We start from the raw sequence: 18,624 nt of genomic DNA, 5'->3' as shown, positions 1-18,624 counted from the left end.
CCTCCGGTTCGGACTAAAGAATGGCCAAAGCTCAATCTGAAATCGGTTTCGAGCAGCTCGGCCTAGGTGCCGTGCTTAAGAGGTATCGCCTGCTCGTTCCCCCGAACCAGCGTGATTATGCTTGGGAGAAGAAGGAAGTGCAAAACCTTCTTGAAGATCTCGTTGCTGCTATCAATGACGACGAACCTCAGCATTTTTTGGGAACTCTTGTCACAATTCCGCGCGCTAACGGCGTGTTGGAAGTTGTCGATGGTCAGCAGCGCTTGGCTACTACCGCGCTAATCCTAGCCTCCATGCGTCAGATCTCGCTTTCTGGCTCTGACAAACTTCCTCAGGCTCTGGCCACCTTCCTGACGGACGTTGATACCGAAACGCTGGAAGACTCTCCTAAGATGACGTTGAACGCTGCGGATTCCGCCGTTTTCCACGAGCTTCTTCTGAATGGAAAGAGCCACAGCGCACTCCCCAACAGGGACTCCCATGCGCGTCTGATAGCAGCTTACGGGATGGCAAAAGCTCAGATGCTCGCCGTTGCGAAGCCGTTCAGTGAGGCAGACCGGACAAAAGCGTTTCTGCGCTGGATGAAGTACATTGAGTTCAACGCACGAGTGATACTACTCAAAGTTCCGGACGACGTGAATGCGTTCAAAATGTTCGAAACCCTGAACGACAGAGGCTTGAAGGTTTCACAATCTGATCTGGTCAAAAATTATATTTTCGGCCAGTCAGGCGCTCGCCTACCGGAGGTTCAGCAACTTTGGTCTTACGTAAAGGGCGCGCTTGAAACACTGGAGGAGGATGACATAACAATGACTTTCCTTCGCCAGTCTTTGATTGCCATGAACGGTTACCTCAAAGAAACCGACGTGTATGAGCGCGTCCAGAAGTCGGTTAAAGGCTCGCAGTCGTCCGTCAACTTCGTCACGGAACTCGAATCTTTGGCGAACGACTACGTGGCGATGGCCAGCCCGCAGAGCGAAAAATGGAACGTTTACCCGTCAAAGGTAAGGGCGTCGCTCAGAGTGCTGCAACTGTTTGATCTCAAGCCATTTCGCCCTCTGATGCTCGCAATCGCTAGACGTTTCTCGACCAAGGAAACGTCACTGGCCTACGAGCGACTGGTCGCGTTCGGTGTCCGATTGATCATCGCGTCCAGCACACGCTCCGGCTCAGTTGAACAACCGCTCGCTCGAGCCGCTAAACAGGTCTTCGACCAAGAAATCGTGGATGCCGCTGGGCTTGCTGCTGCCCTAGGCCCGATTATTCCAACTGACGATGCATTCCGCCAAGCTTTCGAGACTGCCACGGTCGGGCAGGCTAAATTCGCACGGTACTACCTGCGTTCTATTGAGATGGCAGACTCCGGAAGTGAAGATGCTTGGATGATTCCGAACGACGATGCCGATGCGATCAACCTTGAACACGTATTGCCCCAGAAGCCGCTTGAACACTGGCCCGCGTATGATGAGGAAACCGTTCGCACATATGTGAAGCGGATCGGAAATCTGGCGTTGATGATCGCCAAAGACAACTCGGAGCTGAAAAGCGGCCCATTCTCCGAGAAGAGGCCGGCGTTCGCTAAATCGCCCTATAAAACTACATCGATGATCGCGAGCGTTGCGGATTGGACGCCTGAGGCAATTATCGAGCGACAATCAGCGCTCGCCGAAATCGCCGTTAAGACATGGCCGTTGAAATAGCTGGATAGGACTAATCCCCCAGCACCGGCATCACCTCCACCCCGTCGCAGACGAAGATGGACATGTGCGGGTGATCTTTGAACAGGCGGGCCGCCGCCTCGTGGCTGTCGGCGCGCACGACCATGAAGACGGTCAGCAGGTTGACCATGTCCGTCACGGCGCCGTCGTCGCCGATGCGTTTGGTCGGGCCCAGCGGGCCGCCCTGAAAGACGATGGAGTCGCGGTGGGCCGCCTCCCAGGCGGCGACGGCGGCGACGCCGAGGCGGGCGGTCTCGGCTTGCTGAGCCTCGCTCATGGCGCGCCAGGCTCGCCACTTGGGTCCGGTCTTGTCGCTGGTGAAGACGGCCAGGTAATGGGTCTCGGCGCGCATCGAAGCCTCCCGTTTGCGGGAGGGTCGGGCTTTCGTTCGACGAGGGCAAGCGGGACCGGCTCCTTCTCCCCTTGTGGGAGAAGGTGGGCGCCGGAGGCGCTCGGATGCGGGGTGTCAGCGCTGAGGGTTCAGGAAGAAGAACGGCGCCGCCTGAGCGACCAAGCGGCGCCGCCGTCACCCCTCATCCGTCATGCTCCGCACGACACCTTCTCCCTCAAGGGGAGAAGGAAGAACGCGCTCAAGTCGCCAGGGTCCGCGACCCGAGCATAGCGCCCTCAAATATGAATCGCGTGGCCCAATGCCCGCAAGCTGGCCTCGTGGAAGGCTTCGCCGAGGGTCGGGTGGACGTGGATGACGCCGGCCACGTCTTCCAGCACGGCGCCCATTTCCAGCATCTGGGCGAAGCTGTTGGACATCTCGGAGACGTGCTGGCCGACGGCCTGGATGCCGAGAATGCGGTGGTCGGCCTTGGAGGCGATGACGCGGACGAAGCCGCCGTCCTCGCCGGCCTCGATGGCCAGGGCGCGGCCGATGGCGGCGAAGGGGAAGACGGATTGGATCACGTCGTCGCGGCCCTTGACGTCGTCGACGCCGAGGCCTGCCGAGACGATTTCCGGCTCGGTGAAGCAGACGGCGGCGATGGTGACGGGATCGAACACGCGGTCATGGCCCGCGATGATCTCGGCCACGACCTCGCCCTGGGCCGAGCCCTTGTGCGCCAGCATGGGTTCGCCGGTCAGGTCGCCGACGGCCCAGACGTTCTTCATGCTGGTGGCGCAGCGGTTGTCGATCTTCACGAACGGGCCGTCCATGGCGACGCCCATGGTCTCCAGACCCCAGCCTTTCGTGCGCGGACGACGGCCAACGGTGACCAGCACCTTGTCGGCGTCCAGCTGCATCGGGTTTCCGTCCTTGTCGGTGACGTTCAGCTTGCCGTCCCCGAACCCGCCGGCGCGGGCGCCGAGGAAGAGCTCGACGCCGTGCTTCTCGAGCCATTTCTGAACCGGGTCGGTCAGGGCCTTGTCGTAGAGCGGCAGCAGGCGGTCGGCCATCTCGACGATGGCGACTTCGGCGCCCAGCTTGCGGAAGGCGATGCCCAGTTCCAGGCCGATATAGCCGCCGCCGACGACGACCAGCTTCTTGGGCACCTCGGGCAAGGACAGGGCCTCGGTCGAGGAGATGACGTCGCCGCCGAACGGCAGGAAGGGCAGTTCGACCGGCTCGGACCCCGTGGCCAGGATGACGTGTTCGGCGGTGATGAGGATGGGGCCGTCGGCGGTCTCGACGCGGCAGGTCTTGGCGTCGGTGAACTCGGCCCAGCCCTTGATGACCTTGACCTTGGCCTTCTTCAGCAGGGCGGCGACGCCGGCGTTCAGCTTCCTGACGATGCCGTCCTTCCACGCGACCGTCTTCGACAGGTCGATGGCCGGGGCCGAGGCGGTGATGCCCAAGGTGCCGTCGCCGGCGGCTTTCAGCACCGTCTCATACTTGCCCGCGGCGTGGATGATGGCCTTGGACGGAATGCAGCCGACGTTCAGGCAGGTCCCGCCCAGGCCGTCGCCGCCGTCCACCAGCACGGTGTCCAGCCCCAGCTGGCCGCAACGGATGCCCGCGACATAGCCGCCGGTGCCGGCGCCGATGATCAGGACTTTGGTTTTGAGGGTCTGGGTCATTTAGTGTCTCGATAGAGGTTGATCGGCTCTTGCCGCTCGCCAATCGCTCATGAAGCTGTCGATGTAGTCTGCGTCAGCCCTTAAAATGTAGAGCCAACGATGGTCTGCCAGACCGTCGGGGTTCGCCATAACGATGACCTTCAATCCGTTGCGAGGCGGACTATCGGACTGATCGTCCATGAGGAAGAACCAGTTGGTGCAAGCCCCTGCCTCAAACGACAGTCGGAAAGGCTCAGGAGGTTTAGGGCCCCAGATCGCCGTGGTAGGTTTGATGGTGAAGTCGAGATTGTCCCCGTACTGATCGTGCAGCACGACGTTCTCGACCAGCGCTTCATATACGCTAGTGACCGCGCGAAGGTCCCGCGTCCGCGCCGCTACCTGATCCCCTGGCGCTGGAGTGCAGGCGAGAGCAGGCGCGGCACTGAGTGTCGCGAGCATGGCGGCGATGATCAAAGCGCCGGTCTTCATCCGCTTCCTCCTCCGCTCATCCCGGCGGACGCCGGGATCCAGTGCTTTGGCCCAAAAGCGCGGGCCGATTAATGGCCGCTTGCCCGCTTCAAGAACTGGGCCCCGGCGTCTGCCGGGGGAAGCGGGAAGGGGAAGTGCTGCTTCCCCCTAGTTCATCCAGAGCGTGGCCGGGTTCTCCAGCAGGTTCTTGATCTTCTGCACGAAGACCGCCGCGTCATGGCCGTCGACGATGCGGTGATCGAAGGACGAGGACAGGTTCATCATCTTGCGCACGACCATCTGGCCGTCCTTGACCACCACGCGTTCGGCGATCTTGTTCGGGCCGACGATGGCGACCTCGGGGTGGTTGATGATCGGCGTGTGAACCACGCCGCCCAGGGTCCCCAGCGAGGTGATGGTGATGGTCGAGCCGGACAGTTCCTCGCGCTTGGCCGAGCCGTCCTTGGCGGCGCCCGAGACGCGGGCGATTTCCAGGGCGGTGGCGTAGGGGTCCATCGCCTCGGCGTGGCGGACGACCGGCACCATCAGGCCGTTCGGCGTCTGGGCGGCGATGCCCAGGTGGACCGGGGCGTGCGTCGTCAGCACGCCGGCCTCGTCGTCATAGTGGCTGTTGATCGTCGGCTGGTCGCGCAGGGCCACGACGATGGCGCGGGCGATGAAGGGCAGGACGTTCAGCTTGGGCTGGTCCTTGGCCTTGGTCGCGTTCAGGTGGGCGCGCAGCTCCTCCACCGCCGTCATGTCGATTTCCTCGACATAGGTGATGTGCGGGATGCGGCGCACGCTCTCGGCCATCTTCTCCGCGATCTTGCGGCGCAGGCCGATGATCTTGGTCTCGGTGGCGCCCTCGGCGCGGGCGTAGGTCGAGGCGGTCGATCCGCCGGTCGCGGCGGGCAGCGAACCGCCGCGCGCGACGAAGGCGTCCAGGTCGGCGTGTTCGATGCGACCGGCCGGGCCACTGCCCGGCACGAAGACCAGGTCGACGCCCAGGTCGCGGGCGCGGTTGCGCACGGCGGGCGAGGCCAGCGGGCGTTCGCCCGGCTGGCGGCCGGTCAGGGCCGGAACGGGTTTGGCGTCGGCCTTGGGCGCGGCCGGAGCGGCTTTCGCGACCGGCGCGGGCGCGGCCTTCTCGGCCTTGGCGACAGGGGCGGCGACCGGGGTAGCAGCCGGGGCGGCGGCGACATTGCCCGCGCCCTCGACCTTGAAGCTGACCAGGGGGCCGCCGACGGCGATCTGCTGGCCGGCCTCGCCGTGCAGGGCGACGACCACGCCGTTGATCGGGCTGGTGATCTCGACGGTGGCCTTGTCGGTCATGATGTCGGCGAGGATTTGATCTTCCTCGACCGTGTCGCCGACCTTGACGTGCCAGCCGACCAGCTCGGCCTCGGCCGTGCCTTCGCCCACGTCGGGAAGCTTGAAGACATAGTTGGCGCCGGCGGCAGCCGCCGGGGCGCTGACCGGCGCGGCCTCGACCTTCGGCGCCTCGACGGCGACCGGGGCGGGCTCGGCTTTGGCGACCGGCGTGGGCATCGTCTCGGCGTCGGAGGCGTTCCCCGCGCCCTCGACCTCGAACTCGACCAGGGGGCCGCGCACCGGCACCATCTCGCCGGCTTGACCGTGGATGGCGAGAACCTTGCCGCTGACGGGGGCGGTGATTTCCACCGTCGCCTTGTCGGTCATGACGTCGGCGACGATCTGGTCTTCCTCGACCATGTCGCCGACCGCGACGTGCCAGGCGACCAGTTCGGCCTCGGCGGTGCCTTCGCCCACGTCGGGCAGCTTGAAGACGAAACGACCCATATCAACGGCCTCCCGACATGACGGCTTTCAGGGCGTCGGCCACGCGTTGCGGGCCGGGGAAGTATTCCCACTCGAAGGCGTGCGGGTAGGGGGTGTCCCAGCCGGTCACGCGCGCGATGGGCGCCTCCAGATGATAGAAGCAGCGTTCCTGAACCAGGGCCGACAGCTCGCCGCCGAAGCCCGAGGTCTTGGGCGCCTCGTGCACGATGACGCAGCGACCGGTCTTCTTGACCGAGGCCTCGATGGTCTCGATGTCCAGCGGCACGAGGGTGCGCAGGTCGATGACCTCGGCGTCCACGCCCGCATGCTCGGCGCCGGCCAGGGCGACCCAGACCATGGTGCCGTAGGCCAGGATGGTGACGTCATTGCCTTCGCGCATGACGCGGGCCTCGCCGATCGGCAAGGCGTATTTCTCGGTCGGGACCTGGGCCAGCTCCTGGGTCTTCCACGGCGAAACCGGCTTTTCGTGCCAGCCGTCGAAGGGGCCGTTGTAGAGGCGCTTGGGCTCGAAGAAGATGACCGGATCGTCGTCTTCGATGGCCGCGGTCAGCAGGCCCTTGGCGTCATAGGGGTTCGACGGAATGACGACCTTCAGACCCGCGATGTGGGTGAACAGGCTTTCCGGCGACTGGCTATGCGTCTGGCCGCCGAAGATGCCGCCGCCGTAGGGGCTGCGGATGGTGAGCGGCGAGGTGAACTGACCGCCCGAGCGGTAGCGCATCTTGGCCGCTTCCGAGACGATCTGGTCGTAGGCCGGATAGATGTAGTCGGCGAACTGGATCTCGACGACCGGGCGCAGGCCGTAGGCGGCCATGCCAATGGCGGTGCCGACGATGCCGGTTTCCGAGATAGGGGCGTCGAAGCTGCGGGTCAGGCCGTGCTTCTGCTGCAGCTGGTCGGTGACGCGGAAGACGCCGCCGAAATAGCCGGCGTCCTCGCCGAACGACAGGACGTTGGGGTCCTCCGCCATCTTGGTGTCGATGGCCGAGTTGAGGGCCTGAATCATGTTCATGGGGGCAGTGGTCATGTTCAGACTCCGACCTCGCGACGCTGCTCGACCAGGCGCCAGTCTTCGGTGGCGAAGACCTCCTCGAACATGGTCTTCACGCTGGGGCGCGACTGACCCAGGGTGCCGATGGCTTCGGATTCCTTGGCGGCGGCGCGGACCTGTTCGACCGCGTCCTTTTCCGCTTCTTCCTGCTGGGCGTCCGACCATTCGCCGATGACGATCAGGTGCTGCTTCAGGCGTTCGAGCGGGTCGCCCAGCGGCCACTTTTCGTGCTCGTCGCCGGGGCGATAGCGGCTGGGGTCGTCCGAGGTCGAGTGCGGGGCGCCGCGATAGGTGAACAGCTCAATCACCGTCGCGCCCTGGTTGGTGCGCGCGCGCTCCTCGGCCCACTGGGTCGCGGCCCAGACGGCCAGGAAGTCGTTGCCGTCGACGCGCAGGGCTGGCAGGCCGTAGCCGATGGCCTTGGAGGCGAAGGTGGTCTCAAGCCCGCCGGCGATGCCCTGGAAGGAGCTGATGGCCCACTGGTTGTTGACGATGTTGAGGATGACCGGCGCGCGATAGACGGAAGCGAAGGTCAGGGCCGAGTGGAAGTCGCTCTCGGCGGTCGAGCCGTCGCCGATCCAGGTGATGGCGATCTTGTCGTCGCCCTTGGCGGCGCTGGCCATGGCCCAGCCGACGGCCTGGACATACTGGGTGCCCAGGTTACCCGAGATGGTGAAGAAGCCGTAGTCCTTGGCCGAATACATGATCGGCAGTTGGCGGCCTTTGATCGGGTCTGCGGCGTTGGAATAGATCTGGTTCATCATCGACGCGAGCGGGTAGCCGCGCGAGATCAGCAGGCCCTGCTGGCGATAGGTGGGGAAGCCCATGTCTTCGCGGCTCAGGATCATCCCCTGGGCCACCGCAATGGCCTCTTCGCCGGTGCACTTCATGTAGAAGCTGGTCTTGCCCTGGCGGTGGGCGCGGTGCATCCGGTCGTCGAAGGCGCGCGTCAGGATCATGGCCTTCAGGCCGCGACGCAGAATCTCGGGATCCAGCTTCGGATTCCAGGGCCCCACGGCCTGGCCTTCGTCGTCCAGGACGCGCACCAGCTGGAAGGCATGGTCGCGCATGTCATAGGGCGCGCTCGACACCTCGGGCCGGGTCACGGCGCCGGCGGCGTCGAGCTTCAGGTGGCTGAAATCAGGCGCATCGCCCGGCCGGCCCGAGGGCTCCGGCACGCGCAGCGACAGGGTGGGGGTGTTCTTCATCATGCGTCCCGTCCGGTTGATCCGTCCGCGTTTCCTCTATGAAGAGGGCATAGCATGGCGCGTGTCTGTTGGCCTTCCTAAAAATACCCTTGCCAAATGCTGATTTGGGGTATTTTATTGCGTGAAATCCCCTTTTGGAGAAACGCCTTTGGCCGACGAACTTGATCCTATCGACGCCCGCATCCTCGACATCCTGCAGCAGGACGCCGGCCTGTCGGTCGCCGAGGTTGCCGATCGCGTCGGCCTGTCGGCCTCGCCGTGCTGGCGCCGGATCAAGAGACTGGAGGATAGCGGCCTGATACGCAAGCGGGTCACGCTGCTGGACGCGGGCCTGCTGGGCCTGGACTTCGAAGTCTACGCCATCGTCAAGCTGAGCCTGCCTTCGCGCGAGAACCTCGACATCTTCGAATCCGCCGTCGCCAACTGGCCGGAAGTGGTGCAGTGCGCCACCATCACCGGCCGCGAGGACTATGTCCTGCGCATCATCACCTCGGACATGCACGCCTTCGACCAGTTCCTGCGCGACAAGCTGCTGACCCTGGGCATCGTCTCCGACTGCGCCTCGCACATCGTCACGCGCGGCGTGAAGAACGTGACCACCCTGCCGCTGGGCATCATCACCCCCCACGTCAGCTAAGCGACAAGAGACAAGTTAGGAGGCCGGCATGATCGAACTGGTGATCGATGCGCGCAGAAAAGACCTCGGCGGATTCGAGGTCGGGCGCGTCCTGCCCTTCCATTCGCACCGGATGGTCGGCCCCTTTATCTTCCTGGACCAGATGGGCCCGGCCGAGTTCGCGCCCGGCGCCGACGCCATCAATGTGCGGCCTCATCCGCACATCGGCCTGTCGACCCTGACCTATCTGTTCGAGGGCGAGATCATGCACCGGGACAACCTGGGCTACACCCAGCCCATCCGTCCCGGCGAGGTGAACTGGATGACCGCCGGGTCCGGCATCGTCCACTCCGAACGCACCGACCCGCTGAAGAAGGCGCAGGGCGGCAAGATGCACGGCATGCAGGCCTGGGTCGCCCTGCCGCTGGAAAAGGAAGAGATCGCCCCCTCCTTCACCCACCTGGGCGAGGACGCCCAGCCGACCTATGAGAACAACGGCCTGTTCGCGCGTCTGGTGGCGGGCGAGGCCTTCGGCGCCAAGGCCGGGACGCCGGTCGAATCCCCGCTCTTCTACGTCCACTGGGAAATGGCCGAAGGCGTGCGGGCCGCGCCGCCGCCGCCGAAAGCCAAGGGCGGCTACAGCGAACGCTCGCTCTTCGTGGCCAAGGGCGCGATCGAGGTCGACGGCCGCACCTTCCATGAGGGCCAGATGGTGATCCTGTCGGCCAACGCCGAACCCACCGTCACGGCCTTGCAGCCGTCCAGCGTCATGGCCCTGGGCGGCGAGCCGGTGGGGGAACGCCTGATCTGGTGGAACTTCGTCGCCTCGACCCAGGACCGTCTGGATCAGGCCAAGGCCGACTGGAAAGCGGGCCGTATGAGCCTGCCGGCCGAGGACGCGCTGGAGTTCATCCCGCTGCCGGACGAGCCCGTCCAGGCCACCCGCGCGCCGGACCCCGTCGAGCCCAAGCCGACCGATCCGGTCTAGTCGAGGTCGAACCCTCGGCGGCGTCGGATATAGAGGGCGGCGCCGGCAAAGGCGGCGCCGACCGCGATCATGGCCCAGTGGATCGGACTCGGAAACGTTTCCGGGCTTGCAGCCTCATCGTTTGGCGAGGGCGGGCCGAGGTCGGCGGACGTTGACGATGTGAGGCGGGCGTCGATCAGGGCTGCTGCGCTAGAGGCCGGCGGCGTGAGGATGATCGCCGTCGCCAGCAAGGCGACCCGCAAACGTCTGGTCATGATGGCCTCCGTGCGCGGAATGCGTCCGATGCGCCTCCAAACGCGCCGTGACTGGGTAGGGCTCAGGCTTCAGGCTGGGAATGTCTGGAAATCTCTGAATTTGGGACGCTGGGGCAAGAGCGGGCCGGGGCCCATTTGGTTTTTCGCCAAGTTGTGAATATCGGCTAGGGTCGGCGCTCTGTTGTTCCGCCTGGGGATAGGGCGCCATGGCCTCACGTTCGATTGCCTGGGAGATTTCAGCCCAGACCGTGCCTGACGCTTTTGAGCGCTATGTCTATGGAATGGCGGACTTCTATGAGGTCTCCGGCGTCAGCGACCATGACCGGCGGCACTTCTTCAACAAGACCCGCACGACCGCCACCGACAGCGGCGCCATCGGCTATGGGCTGTCGGTTCGCCAGACCTTGTCGCGAAGCCCTGCGACATTGCGCCGCTCGGACGTGGACGGCCTCAACCTTTCGGTCAGTCGGGCGGCGATGGTCGGCGACGCCGATGGTCGGTCGGTCCGCGCCGCCCCCGGCGCCGTCCAGCTGCGCGATCTGTCGCTCCCGGCGTCGTCCCGGATTGAGAGGATCGACCTCACCGCCCTGATCGCGCCGCGAGCGGTGGTGCCGGCCTGTCTGCTGGGGCGAGAAGCCCATGGCGCGGTCATCGCGCCGGACGCCCCCGGCGCGCGCCTGCTGACCGCCCACCTGACCAGTCTGGACGAACTGGCCGCCAGCCTGACGGACGACGAGGTCGAGGCCGCGATGCAGGCCCTCCTGCTGGTCGCCGCGCGGATGACGGGGTTCGAGGTGAGGCTGGCGCCGTCCGAGGTCGCGGCCCTGCAGCGCTCGGTCCGGCGTCAGGCCAAGGGCTTCATCGAAACCCGTCTGGCGGCGGGCGAGGCCACGATCACCAACGACGACGTGGCCAAGGCGGCGGGCGTGTCGCGCACTTCCCTCTATCGCGCCTTTGACGAGGAGGGCGGGGTCAATCGCTATATTCAGGACCGACGCCTGCATCATGCGCGGCGCGCCTTGCGGCAGAGAAGCGGAGCGGCGCCCACCATCGCCGACATCGCCTATGCCTACGGCTTCGCCTCGCCCTCCCATTTCAGCCGCCAGTTCCGGGCGCACTTCGGCTATTCGCCGTCCGAGGTCGAGCCGCTGTCGCCGCCGCGCGACGTCTCCATGTCGGACGGACCCATTCGCCACGAAGTTCTGGTGCAGTGGCTCAAGTCCCTGCCGGATGCGGCGGACGTGGCCTAGGCGACCTGCGTCTACCCTTGGTCGGGCGGCGCTGTTAGCGTTACAGCATGGAAAAGATTCGCGCCCTGATCATCGCCAATTTCCTCTGGCGTGGACGCTTGAACCGTTCCGGGCTCTACATCTCCATTGGCCTCTTCTATGCCTTTGGTCTGCTGGCTCTGCCGTTTCAGATCGTGCTGGCCGTCGCGACATCCCTTGAAGCCGCCTGGTTGGCGGTCGGCCTGAATGGGCTGCTGCTCATCTTCGGCGTGGCGATGGCTTGGAACCTGCTCGGGGCGGTCGTCCGGCGTCTGCATGATCGTAGCAAGAGCGGGCTGTGGCTGTTGCTCTTCTTCGGTCCTCACGCTGCAGTCGTGGCTCTAGTCTCCCGAATTCCATTCAGCGAACAGAAGATGATCACGCTGGCTATGATCCTGGGCATGGTCGTTGCTGCGCCGTTCCTCGTGTGGGGGATGGTGGAAATTTTCTGCCTGCGTGGCCGTGAGGAGACCAATCACTATGGTCCTGATCCGCTGGCGACGATGGCGGGCGAGCCTGCTGCGTCTCTGCCCTAGCGCCCGCCGAGACCACTTAGAAACGCCACCAGCGCCGCGCTGACCTCAGCCGCCCGTTCCTGCTGCAGCCAGTGCCCCGCGCCGAACAGGACGATCTGGCCGCGCAGGTCGGTCAGCCAGTCCTTCTGCGCCGCCTCATGCGGACCGGCGTAGTGGCGGACGGGGTCGCGGTCGCCGACCATGAAGAGGGCGGGCTGGGCAATTTTCTGGCCTTGCAGGAAGGCGGTCAGACTCCAGTTGCGGTCGAGGCAGCGGTACCAGTCCAGCGGCCCCTTGAAGCCCGAGGCGGTGAAGGCGGCGACGTATTCATCGAGATGCGCGGGGCGCATCCACGGCGGCAGGGCGGCCTGGTCGGAGATGCTTTCCAGCAGAGACACGCCCGAGGGCATGAAGCCGGTCGACTGGTCCGCTGGGGCGGTGGCACCGTCATAGGCCCAGAACATCTTTCTCAGCGCGGTGGCCGGATCGGCGTCCAGTTCGACATGGGCTTCGGGCGACTGGAAGCGGTTGATGTAGAGGTCGCCCAATCCCGCTCGCTTGGTGATAGCGGCCATCGCGGCGGTCGGCGGTCCCTTGGGCCGACGCGGCTGGAATGGCACGGACAGGCCGGCCACGGCGCGGAAGACGTCAGGCCGCATCAGGGCGCAGTGCCAGGCCACCGCCGAGCCCCAGTCGTGGCCGACAACCACGGCCTCCGTCTCGCCCAGCGCCCGCACCAGATCGACCATGTCGCCGACCAGATGCAGGAGGGTATGGTCCTCCTGATCGGCGGGTTTGTCGCTCCCGCCATAGCCGCGCATGTCGGGGGCGACGGCGTGGAAACCGGCCTCGGCCAGAGCCTCAACCTGCGCCCGCCAGCTGATCCCCAGTTCGGGAAAGCCGTGCAGCAGCAGGACCAGCGGGCCTTCACCCGCCTCAATCACCTGTTGCGTCAGGCCGTCAGTGGCGATGCGGCGGGTCTGCATGGGCGGTCCTCCCTTTGAAGCGAGCCTATCGCGTTTTCGGCCTCTGGCGAGAGCGTTCCCGTTCCGTTTCGCGGCGGGGAGCGCTATGGATCGGGCGTGACCGACGTCTCCGCCCCTTCCATCGTCCAGTCTGCGGCTCCGGTCTGGGCCGAGCTGCCGCCCGCCCTGGCCACCCCGCCGGGCGCTGGCGCGGTGTGCGACGCAGCGGGCGCCAGGAAGATCGGGCGTGGTGCGGCGGAGGGGGTCTTTCTGGGCGGCGCCGTTCTGGTCGCCCACGCCAGCCTGACCGCGCGCCGTCTGGGCCTCAGCCCGCCGCCGCGCTCCGCCGACATGATGGACGTGCTGGAGCTCTACGCCTTCGTGCGGCCCGCCAGGTTCTGCGCCCCGTCGCCGTCGGGACTGGCCCTGGCTCTCGTCCGGTCCGAGCCCAAGGGGGCCGAGGCCCAGGCCCAGGCCCTGCGTGACGCCGCCGCCGACCTGCTGAACGAACTGACCGATCCGGCCTATCCGGGCCGCGAGGACGCCTACACCCTGGCCGGGACGCTGGATCGGGCGGGCTGGTCCTGGGGTTCGCGCGTGCTGGCCGCGCTTCAGGCGGGGCCCCTGCGCGACCGTCGCGAGCGCGGCACGGGTCTGGACGTCTGGTCCCGCCTCGCCGAATGGGAGGACGAGGCCCCGCGCGGCGAGGCCGGGTCCGCGCCCGTCGATAGCGAGAGCGCCCGCATCCGTCTCGACAAGCTGCTGCAGGCCTCGGGTCTGGACGAGAGCCGCCCGGCCCAGTCCGACTACGCCGCCGAGGCCGCCTACGCCTTTTCGCCCCGCAACGAGGAGGGTCGTCCCCGCGTCCTGCTGGCCGAGGCGGGGACCGGCACCGGCAAGACCCTGGGCTATCTGGCCCCGGCCAGCCTGTGGGCCGAGCGTAATTCGGGGGCGGCCTGGGTCTCGACCTACACCCGCGCCCTGCAACGCCAGATCGACCGCGAAAGCCGCGCCCTGTGGCCCGACGAGGCCGAGCGCCGCAAGAAGACGGTGGTGCGCAAGGGGCGCGAAAACTACCTCTGCCTGCTGAATCTGCAGGACATGATGCAGGCCGCCCAACTGGGCAATGGCGACCTGATCGGCATGGGACTGGTCGCGCGCTGGGCCGCGCACAGCCGCGACGGCGACATGACCGGCGGCGACTATCCGGGCTGGCTGCCCGGCCTTTATGCGACGGCGCCCAGCCATCAGGCCAGTCCGGCCAATCTGGTCGACCGGCGCGGCGAATGCGTCCACGCGGCCTGTCCCCACTACCGCCTCTGCTTCGTCGAGAAGACCATCCGCGCCAGCCGCCGGGCCGATCTGGTCGTGGCCAACCACGCCCTGGTCATGACCCAGGCCGCCTTCGACGGCGCCCGCTCGGCGCGCGGTCTGAAGCAGGACGGAGAGACGGCGGCGCTGAAGCGCATCGTCTTCGACGAGGGCCACCACCTGTTCGACGCCGCCGACAGCGCCTTCTCCGCCGCCCTGTCGGGTCAGGAAGCCGCCGAGTTGCGCCGCTGGATCCGCGGTCCCGAGGGCCGCGGGCGTCGCGGACGCGGGCTGGAGCAGAGGCTGGGCGACCTGTGCGCCGACAACGAGGCCGCCGCCAAGGCCCTGAAGGACGCCATGATCGCCGCCGCCGCCCTGCCGGGCGAGGGCGTGTCCGGCCGCATCGCGCCGGCGTCCGGCGAGATCAATCCCATCGGCCCGATCGAGGCCTTCCTCGTCGCCGCCCTGGAACAACTTCGCGCCCGCAGTCAGGAGACGGGCGGGACCGAGTTCGGCATGGAGTGCGCCCTGCGCCCCGCCACCGAGCCGGTGCTGGAGGCTGCCCGCGCCGCCGCCCGCGCCATCGCCGCCGTCGAGGCGCCGTTGCTGGCCCTGTCGCGCCACCTCGAGGACATTCTGGACGAGGAGGCCGCCGAGCTGGACGGCGCCGCCCGCGCCCGCATCGAGGGCGCCCTGCGCGGCATGGACCGACGCGCGCGCATGACCCTGCCGGGCTGGCGCTCCATGCTGGCGGCGCTGGAGGAAGGCGGGGATGAGCCGGATCCCGACTTTGTCGACTGGCTCAGCGCCGAGGCCGCCTTCGGCCGTATCCACGACGTGGCCCTGCGCCGCCACTGGATCGATCCGACCGTGCCGCTGGAAGCCGCCGTCGTCATGCCCGCCCACGGCGTGCTGGTGACCAGCGCCACCCTGTCCGACCCGGCCGCCGAGGACCCGTTCCAGCTGGCCCGGATGCGCACCGGCGCGGCGCGCCTGATCGAACCGGCGCGGACGCTGAAGGTGGACAGCCCCTTCGACTACGCCGCCAACAGCCGCATCATCGTCGTCAACGATCTGATGAAGGACGACCCGCGCCAGGTCGCGGCGGCCATGCGCGAGCTGTTTCTGGCGGCGGGCGGCGGGGGGCTGGGCCTGTTCACCGCCATCCGTCGGCTGAAGACCGTCTATGAGCGGCTGGGGCCGGATCTGGCCAAGGCGGGCGTCCCCCTCTACGCCCAGCACGTCGATCCGCTGGAAGTCGGGGCTCTGGTGGACGTCTTCCGCGCCGAACAGGACAGTTGCCTGCTGGGCACCGACGCCGTGAGGGACGGGGTGGACGTGCCGGGGCGCAGCTTGCGCGTCCTCGCCTTCGATCGCGTCCCCTGGCCGCGTCCCGACCTGCTGCACAAGGCCCGCCGCGAACGCTTCGGCGGCAAGACCTATGACGACGCCCTGGCGCGCGGCCGCATCGCCCAGGCCTTTGGCCGCCTGATCCGCCGCGCCGACGATAGGGGGGTCTTCCTGATGCTGGACGCCGCCTGTCCGACCCGCCTGTTCGCCGGTCTGCCGCCGGGCACCGAAGTCCAGCGCATGGGCCTGGCCGAGGCGGTGGAGCTGACCAAGAGCTTCCTCAATCCAGAGACGACCTGATGTCGAAGACCACCCCCGCGACCGTGGCCCTGACCAAGGCCGGGGTCGCGTTCGAACTCTTCCCCTACGACTATGACCCCGATGCGCCGCGCGTGGGTCTGCAGGCGGCCGAGGCTTTGGGCTGGGCGCCGGAACAGGTGTTCAAGACCCTGATGACCCTGGTGGACGCCAGGCCCGCCTGCGTCATCGTCCCGTCCGACTGCGAGGTCAGCATGAAGAAGCTGGCGGCGGTCCTCGGGGCTAAGTCGGCCCAGATGATGAAGCCCGCCGACGCCGAGCGCCTGACGGGCTACAAGGTCGGCGGCGTCAGCCCCTTCGGCCAGAGGAAGGCCGTGCCGACCGTGATGGACGAGACGTCCATCCTGTTCGACCGCATCCTGATCAACGGCGGTCAGCGCGGCCTGCTGCTGGGCCTGACGCCGGACGAGGCGGCGCGGGCGGCGGGGGCCAAGCTGGCCGATCTGACGGCCTAGCCTGAGCCCTCACCCTTCGAAGGTCACCACCACGCTGTCGGCCGAGCGCTTGGCCTCGCCGTGGAAGACCGCCTCGATGTTGTTGCCGTCCGGGTCCAGCAGGAAGGCGGCGTAGTAGCCAGGGTGATAGGGCCGCTCGCCCGGCGCGCCGTTGTCGGTTCCGCCCGCCGTCAGCCCCGCCTTGTGGAAGGCCTCGACCATGGCCCGGTCACGCGCCTGAAAGGCCAGATGGCAGCGGCCCGTCGGGTGGCCCGCCGAGGCCACGCTGTCCACCGCCGAGACGAACAGCTCGTCGGCCCAGAAGAAGCGTTCCGCCTCGCCGCCGATCGGCACGCCTAGGGCTTCCAGCACCGCGCCGTAGAAGCGGCGGCTGGCCTCCAGGTCGGGCGTCACCAGTTGCAGGTGGTCGATCAGCCGGCCGCGGTGCAGCTGTTGGGTTTCCATGGGCCTTATCTCCTGTCGGGATGCGATTCGAACGGACAGCAGGGTGGCCCGTTCCTGCTGACAGGGCGTGTCAGCAGCCGCGCGGCCTGCTAAACCGCGCCCATGACCGACGCCCACGCCGCACCTGTCCGCCACAGCCGCAAGGGGCTGATCATTCCCTTCGCCATCGTCTTCGTCGGCCTGGCCTTGTGGACTGGCTGGTGGTTCGTCCTGACACAGCAGATCGAGAAGAAGCTGGAGGGCCGCATCGCCCGGCTGGAGCAGTCGGGTTGGACCGTGAAGCATGCGGGCGTCAGCACGACCGGCTGGCCGCTGCGGGCGCGGGTGGCGATGCAGCACGTCGATGTCGTCGCCCCCTCGGGCCATGCGGTCGCAGCGCCTGAGATCGTGGCCGAGGCCAATGCCTACAACCCGACCAAGTGGGTCATCGCCGCGCCAGACGGTCTGGTCCTGACGCGCGGCGCCAAGGGCAAGGTGGCGATCCGGGCCGAGATGATCCGCATGAGCCTGCACGGCCTGACCCAGCGCTGGCCCAATGTCGTGGTCGAGCTGGCCAAGCCGGTCTTCACCGCCCTGCCGGACGCTGAACCCTTCCCCCTGGCCAAGGCCGGGCTGGTCCAGTTCTACATGCGGCCGCACGTGGCCGGGTCGAACACGCCGACCGACGACGTCGATGTCCTGTTCCGTCTGGTCGATGGCGAGGGCCGTCCCAACGGGCCGGTTGAGGGCCTGACCCAGTCGGGCAAGCTGAACGCCCAGGTCGAGGCCGTGATCGAAAAGGCCAGCGCCCTGAAGGGGGGCGACGCGCAAGGTCTGCTGTCCGCCTGGACCGCCGCCGGCGGCCGCTTCATCGCGGTCAAGGGACAGCTGGAGGCGGGCGAGAGCCGCACCTTCCTGTCCAGCCCGGCACTGTCGGCCGACGACAAGGGCCGTCTGGAGGGCGAGGTCTTCCTGCGCGCCGAGAAGCCGCTGGCCGCCATCGTCGGTTTGGCAGGCGCTACTCAGGGCGGGGCGCTGGACCGCGCCGCCGCTGCCCGCGCCGCCGCCGCCACGCCTCAGGGCGGGACGGGGGATCAGGGGCAGGGCGTCGATCTGGTGCTGAACTTCAAGGGCGGGCGCGCCTATCTGGGGCCCTTCGCCCTGGCCCCGGCACCCCAGCTATTCTGATGCTGGTCGAACCGCCCGAGGATATTGAACGTCTGGCGCTGGACCGCGCCCTGATCGCGGCGGCGCGGGCGCGCATCGTCGCTGGACCGCGCGGTTCCGCCGATGCTGACGCCATCGCACTGCGCGAGCTTCTGCGCAGCATCCCTGCGGCGGAACGTCCGGCCCTGCGCGCCGTCCTCGGCCGGATCGAGGCGGCGACCGGCCCGGCTCTGGCCACCTGCGGGCCGTTGTCACAAGCCCTGGCCGCCGACCGCTGGGGTCTGATCGGACGTCCGATGGCCGAGCCGGATCAGGCGCTGGCCACCGCGCGGCAAGGCGGGCGCGCCCTGATCGATCTCGGCGCCCGGCCCTGGTGGGGACGGCTGCTGGCCCTGCCCATGCTCAAGATCATCGCCGCCCTGCCGGACGATGCGGCGGGCGCGCCGCGCGCCCTTCTGATCTCGACCGAGGCCCCCGGTCCTACCGGCGACGACCGCACCTTCTGGGTCACCGACAGCCCGGCTTCCGACGCCCGCATCGTCGCGGCCTTGGGCGAGGCGGGGCTGATCGCCGCGCCCCTGACGGCGGGCGGCGGCTTGAAGCTGTTCGTTCTGACAGGTTATGTGCAGGCCGAGGACGGGCGGTTGAGCAACGCCCCCGGCCAGATGAGCGGCGTCATCGGCGCCGCCCCCGTTTACTGACCACAGATTTCTCGAGGATGACGCCC

18 protein-coding genes are annotated in these 18,624 nt (G+C 67.3%); 9 read left to right on the top strand and 9 right to left on the bottom strand.

The window, feature by feature from the left end; all coding sequences use genetic code 11:
* The first annotated feature begins 20 nt into the window (after positions 1 to 20).
* A complete protein-coding gene (locus ACIQTU_RS14295) occupies positions 21 to 1,700 on the top strand; it encodes a DUF262 domain-containing protein (RefSeq protein ID WP_400548472.1) in 1,680 nt (559 codons plus the stop codon).
* Positions 1,701 to 1,710: 10 nt separating this feature from the next.
* Here ACIQTU_RS14295 and ACIQTU_RS14290 read toward each other — a convergent pair whose 3' ends face one another.
* From ACIQTU_RS14290 to ACIQTU_RS14265, 6 genes are all read right to left on the bottom strand, one after another.
* Entirely contained in the window at positions 1,711 to 2,070 is a 360-nt protein-coding gene (locus ACIQTU_RS14290) for a hypothetical protein (protein ID WP_400548469.1), read from the bottom strand.
* Between the two features lie 275 nt (positions 2,071 to 2,345).
* Entirely contained in the window at positions 2,346 to 3,743 is a 1,398-nt protein-coding gene (gene lpdA, locus ACIQTU_RS14285) for a dihydrolipoyl dehydrogenase (protein ID WP_400548466.1), read from the bottom strand.
* Complete coding sequence (locus tag ACIQTU_RS14280) at positions 3,744 to 4,211, bottom strand: hypothetical protein (protein ID WP_400548463.1); 468 nt, start codon at positions 4,209 to 4,211, stop codon at positions 3,744 to 3,746.
* A 147-nt stretch (positions 4,212 to 4,358) separates the two neighbouring features.
* Complete coding sequence (locus tag ACIQTU_RS14275; protein WP_400548460.1) at positions 4,359 to 6,008, bottom strand: 2-oxo acid dehydrogenase subunit E2; 1,650 nt, start codon at positions 6,006 to 6,008, stop codon at positions 4,359 to 4,361.
* Between the two features lies 1 nt (position 6,009).
* Positions 6,010 to 7,035, bottom strand: coding sequence for an alpha-ketoacid dehydrogenase subunit beta (locus ACIQTU_RS14270; protein ID WP_400548458.1), 1,026 nt, complete (start codon positions 7,033 to 7,035; stop codon positions 6,010 to 6,012).
* 2 nt (positions 7,036 to 7,037) lie between these two features.
* Positions 7,038 to 8,270: a 3-methyl-2-oxobutanoate dehydrogenase (2-methylpropanoyl-transferring) subunit alpha gene (locus ACIQTU_RS14265; RefSeq protein WP_400548455.1), complete on the bottom strand. Its 1,233-nt coding sequence runs from the start codon at positions 8,268 to 8,270 to the stop codon at positions 7,038 to 7,040.
* A 145-nt stretch (positions 8,271 to 8,415) separates the two neighbouring features.
* On the opposite strand from ACIQTU_RS14265, the gene ACIQTU_RS14260 reads away from it, so the two are divergent.
* Positions 8,416 to 8,904: an Lrp/AsnC family transcriptional regulator gene (locus ACIQTU_RS14260; RefSeq protein ID WP_400548452.1), complete on the top strand. Its 489-nt coding sequence runs from the start codon at positions 8,416 to 8,418 to the stop codon at positions 8,902 to 8,904.
* A 28-nt stretch (positions 8,905 to 8,932) separates the two neighbouring features.
* On the top strand, positions 8,933 to 9,871 hold the full coding sequence (locus ACIQTU_RS14255; protein ID WP_400548449.1) for a pirin family protein: 939 nt from the start codon (positions 8,933 to 8,935) through the stop codon (positions 9,869 to 9,871).
* Here the strand turns inward: ACIQTU_RS14255 and ACIQTU_RS14250 are convergent.
* The gene (locus ACIQTU_RS14250) at positions 9,868 to 10,125 is read right to left on the bottom strand and encodes a hypothetical protein (RefSeq protein ID WP_400548446.1); all 258 of its coding nucleotides are present in this window, start codon (positions 10,123 to 10,125) and stop codon (positions 9,868 to 9,870) included. The genes ACIQTU_RS14255 and ACIQTU_RS14250 overlap by 4 nt on opposite strands.
* Before the next feature lie 206 nt (positions 10,126 to 10,331).
* On the opposite strand from ACIQTU_RS14250, the gene ACIQTU_RS14245 reads away from it, so the two are divergent.
* Both ACIQTU_RS14245 and ACIQTU_RS14240 read left to right on the top strand, forming a co-directional pair.
* On the top strand, positions 10,332 to 11,375 hold the full coding sequence (locus tag ACIQTU_RS14245) for a helix-turn-helix transcriptional regulator (protein WP_400548443.1): 1,044 nt from the start codon (positions 10,332 to 10,334) through the stop codon (positions 11,373 to 11,375).
* A 47-nt stretch (positions 11,376 to 11,422) separates the two neighbouring features.
* Positions 11,423 to 11,929: a DUF805 domain-containing protein gene (locus ACIQTU_RS14240; protein WP_400548440.1), complete on the top strand. Its 507-nt coding sequence runs from the start codon at positions 11,423 to 11,425 to the stop codon at positions 11,927 to 11,929.
* On the opposite strand, the gene ACIQTU_RS14235 is transcribed toward ACIQTU_RS14240, so the two are convergent.
* Positions 11,926 to 12,894 (bottom strand): alpha/beta fold hydrolase, encoded by a 969-nt coding sequence (locus ACIQTU_RS14235; protein ID WP_400548437.1) that lies wholly within the window; start codon positions 12,892 to 12,894, stop codon positions 11,926 to 11,928. The two genes, ACIQTU_RS14240 and ACIQTU_RS14235, sit on opposite strands and share 4 nt — an antisense overlap.
* Before the next feature lie 96 nt (positions 12,895 to 12,990).
* Here ACIQTU_RS14235 and ACIQTU_RS14230 point away from each other — a divergent pair, with 96 nt between their 5' ends.
* Together ACIQTU_RS14230 and ybaK are read left to right on the top strand one after the other, a co-directional pair.
* Entirely contained in the window at positions 12,991 to 15,834 is a 2,844-nt protein-coding gene (locus ACIQTU_RS14230; RefSeq protein WP_400548434.1) for an ATP-dependent DNA helicase, read from the top strand.
* On the top strand, positions 15,834 to 16,307 hold the full coding sequence (ybaK, locus tag ACIQTU_RS14225; RefSeq protein WP_400548431.1) for a Cys-tRNA(Pro) deacylase: 474 nt from the start codon (positions 15,834 to 15,836) through the stop codon (positions 16,305 to 16,307). Before ACIQTU_RS14230 ends, ybaK begins: the two co-directional genes overlap by 1 nt.
* 9 nt (positions 16,308 to 16,316) lie before the next feature.
* Here the strand turns inward: ybaK and ACIQTU_RS14220 are convergent, their stop codons facing one another.
* Positions 16,317 to 16,751 (bottom strand): VOC family protein, encoded by a 435-nt coding sequence (locus ACIQTU_RS14220; RefSeq protein WP_400548428.1) that lies wholly within the window; start codon positions 16,749 to 16,751, stop codon positions 16,317 to 16,319.
* Between the two features lie 102 nt (positions 16,752 to 16,853).
* Here ACIQTU_RS14220 and ACIQTU_RS14215 point away from each other — a divergent pair, with 102 nt between their 5' ends.
* Positions 16,854 to 17,918, top strand: a complete 1,065-nt coding sequence (locus ACIQTU_RS14215) for a DUF2125 domain-containing protein (RefSeq protein ID WP_400548425.1) — start codon at positions 16,854 to 16,856, stop codon at positions 17,916 to 17,918.
* Positions 17,918 to 18,598, top strand: a complete 681-nt coding sequence (locus ACIQTU_RS14210) for a hypothetical protein (RefSeq protein ID WP_400548422.1) — start codon at positions 17,918 to 17,920, stop codon at positions 18,596 to 18,598. The genes ACIQTU_RS14215 and ACIQTU_RS14210 overlap by 1 nt, the downstream gene beginning before the upstream one ends.
* Positions 18,599 to 18,624 lie beyond the last annotated feature (26 nt).

The sequence above is a fragment of the Brevundimonas sp. NPDC090276 genome, assembly GCF_044772165.1.
Classification (GTDB): Bacteria; Pseudomonadota; Alphaproteobacteria; order Caulobacterales; family Caulobacteraceae; genus Brevundimonas.
The sequence above is the reverse complement of the archived record's forward strand: the minus strand, read 5'-3'. Positions and strand labels throughout refer to the sequence as shown.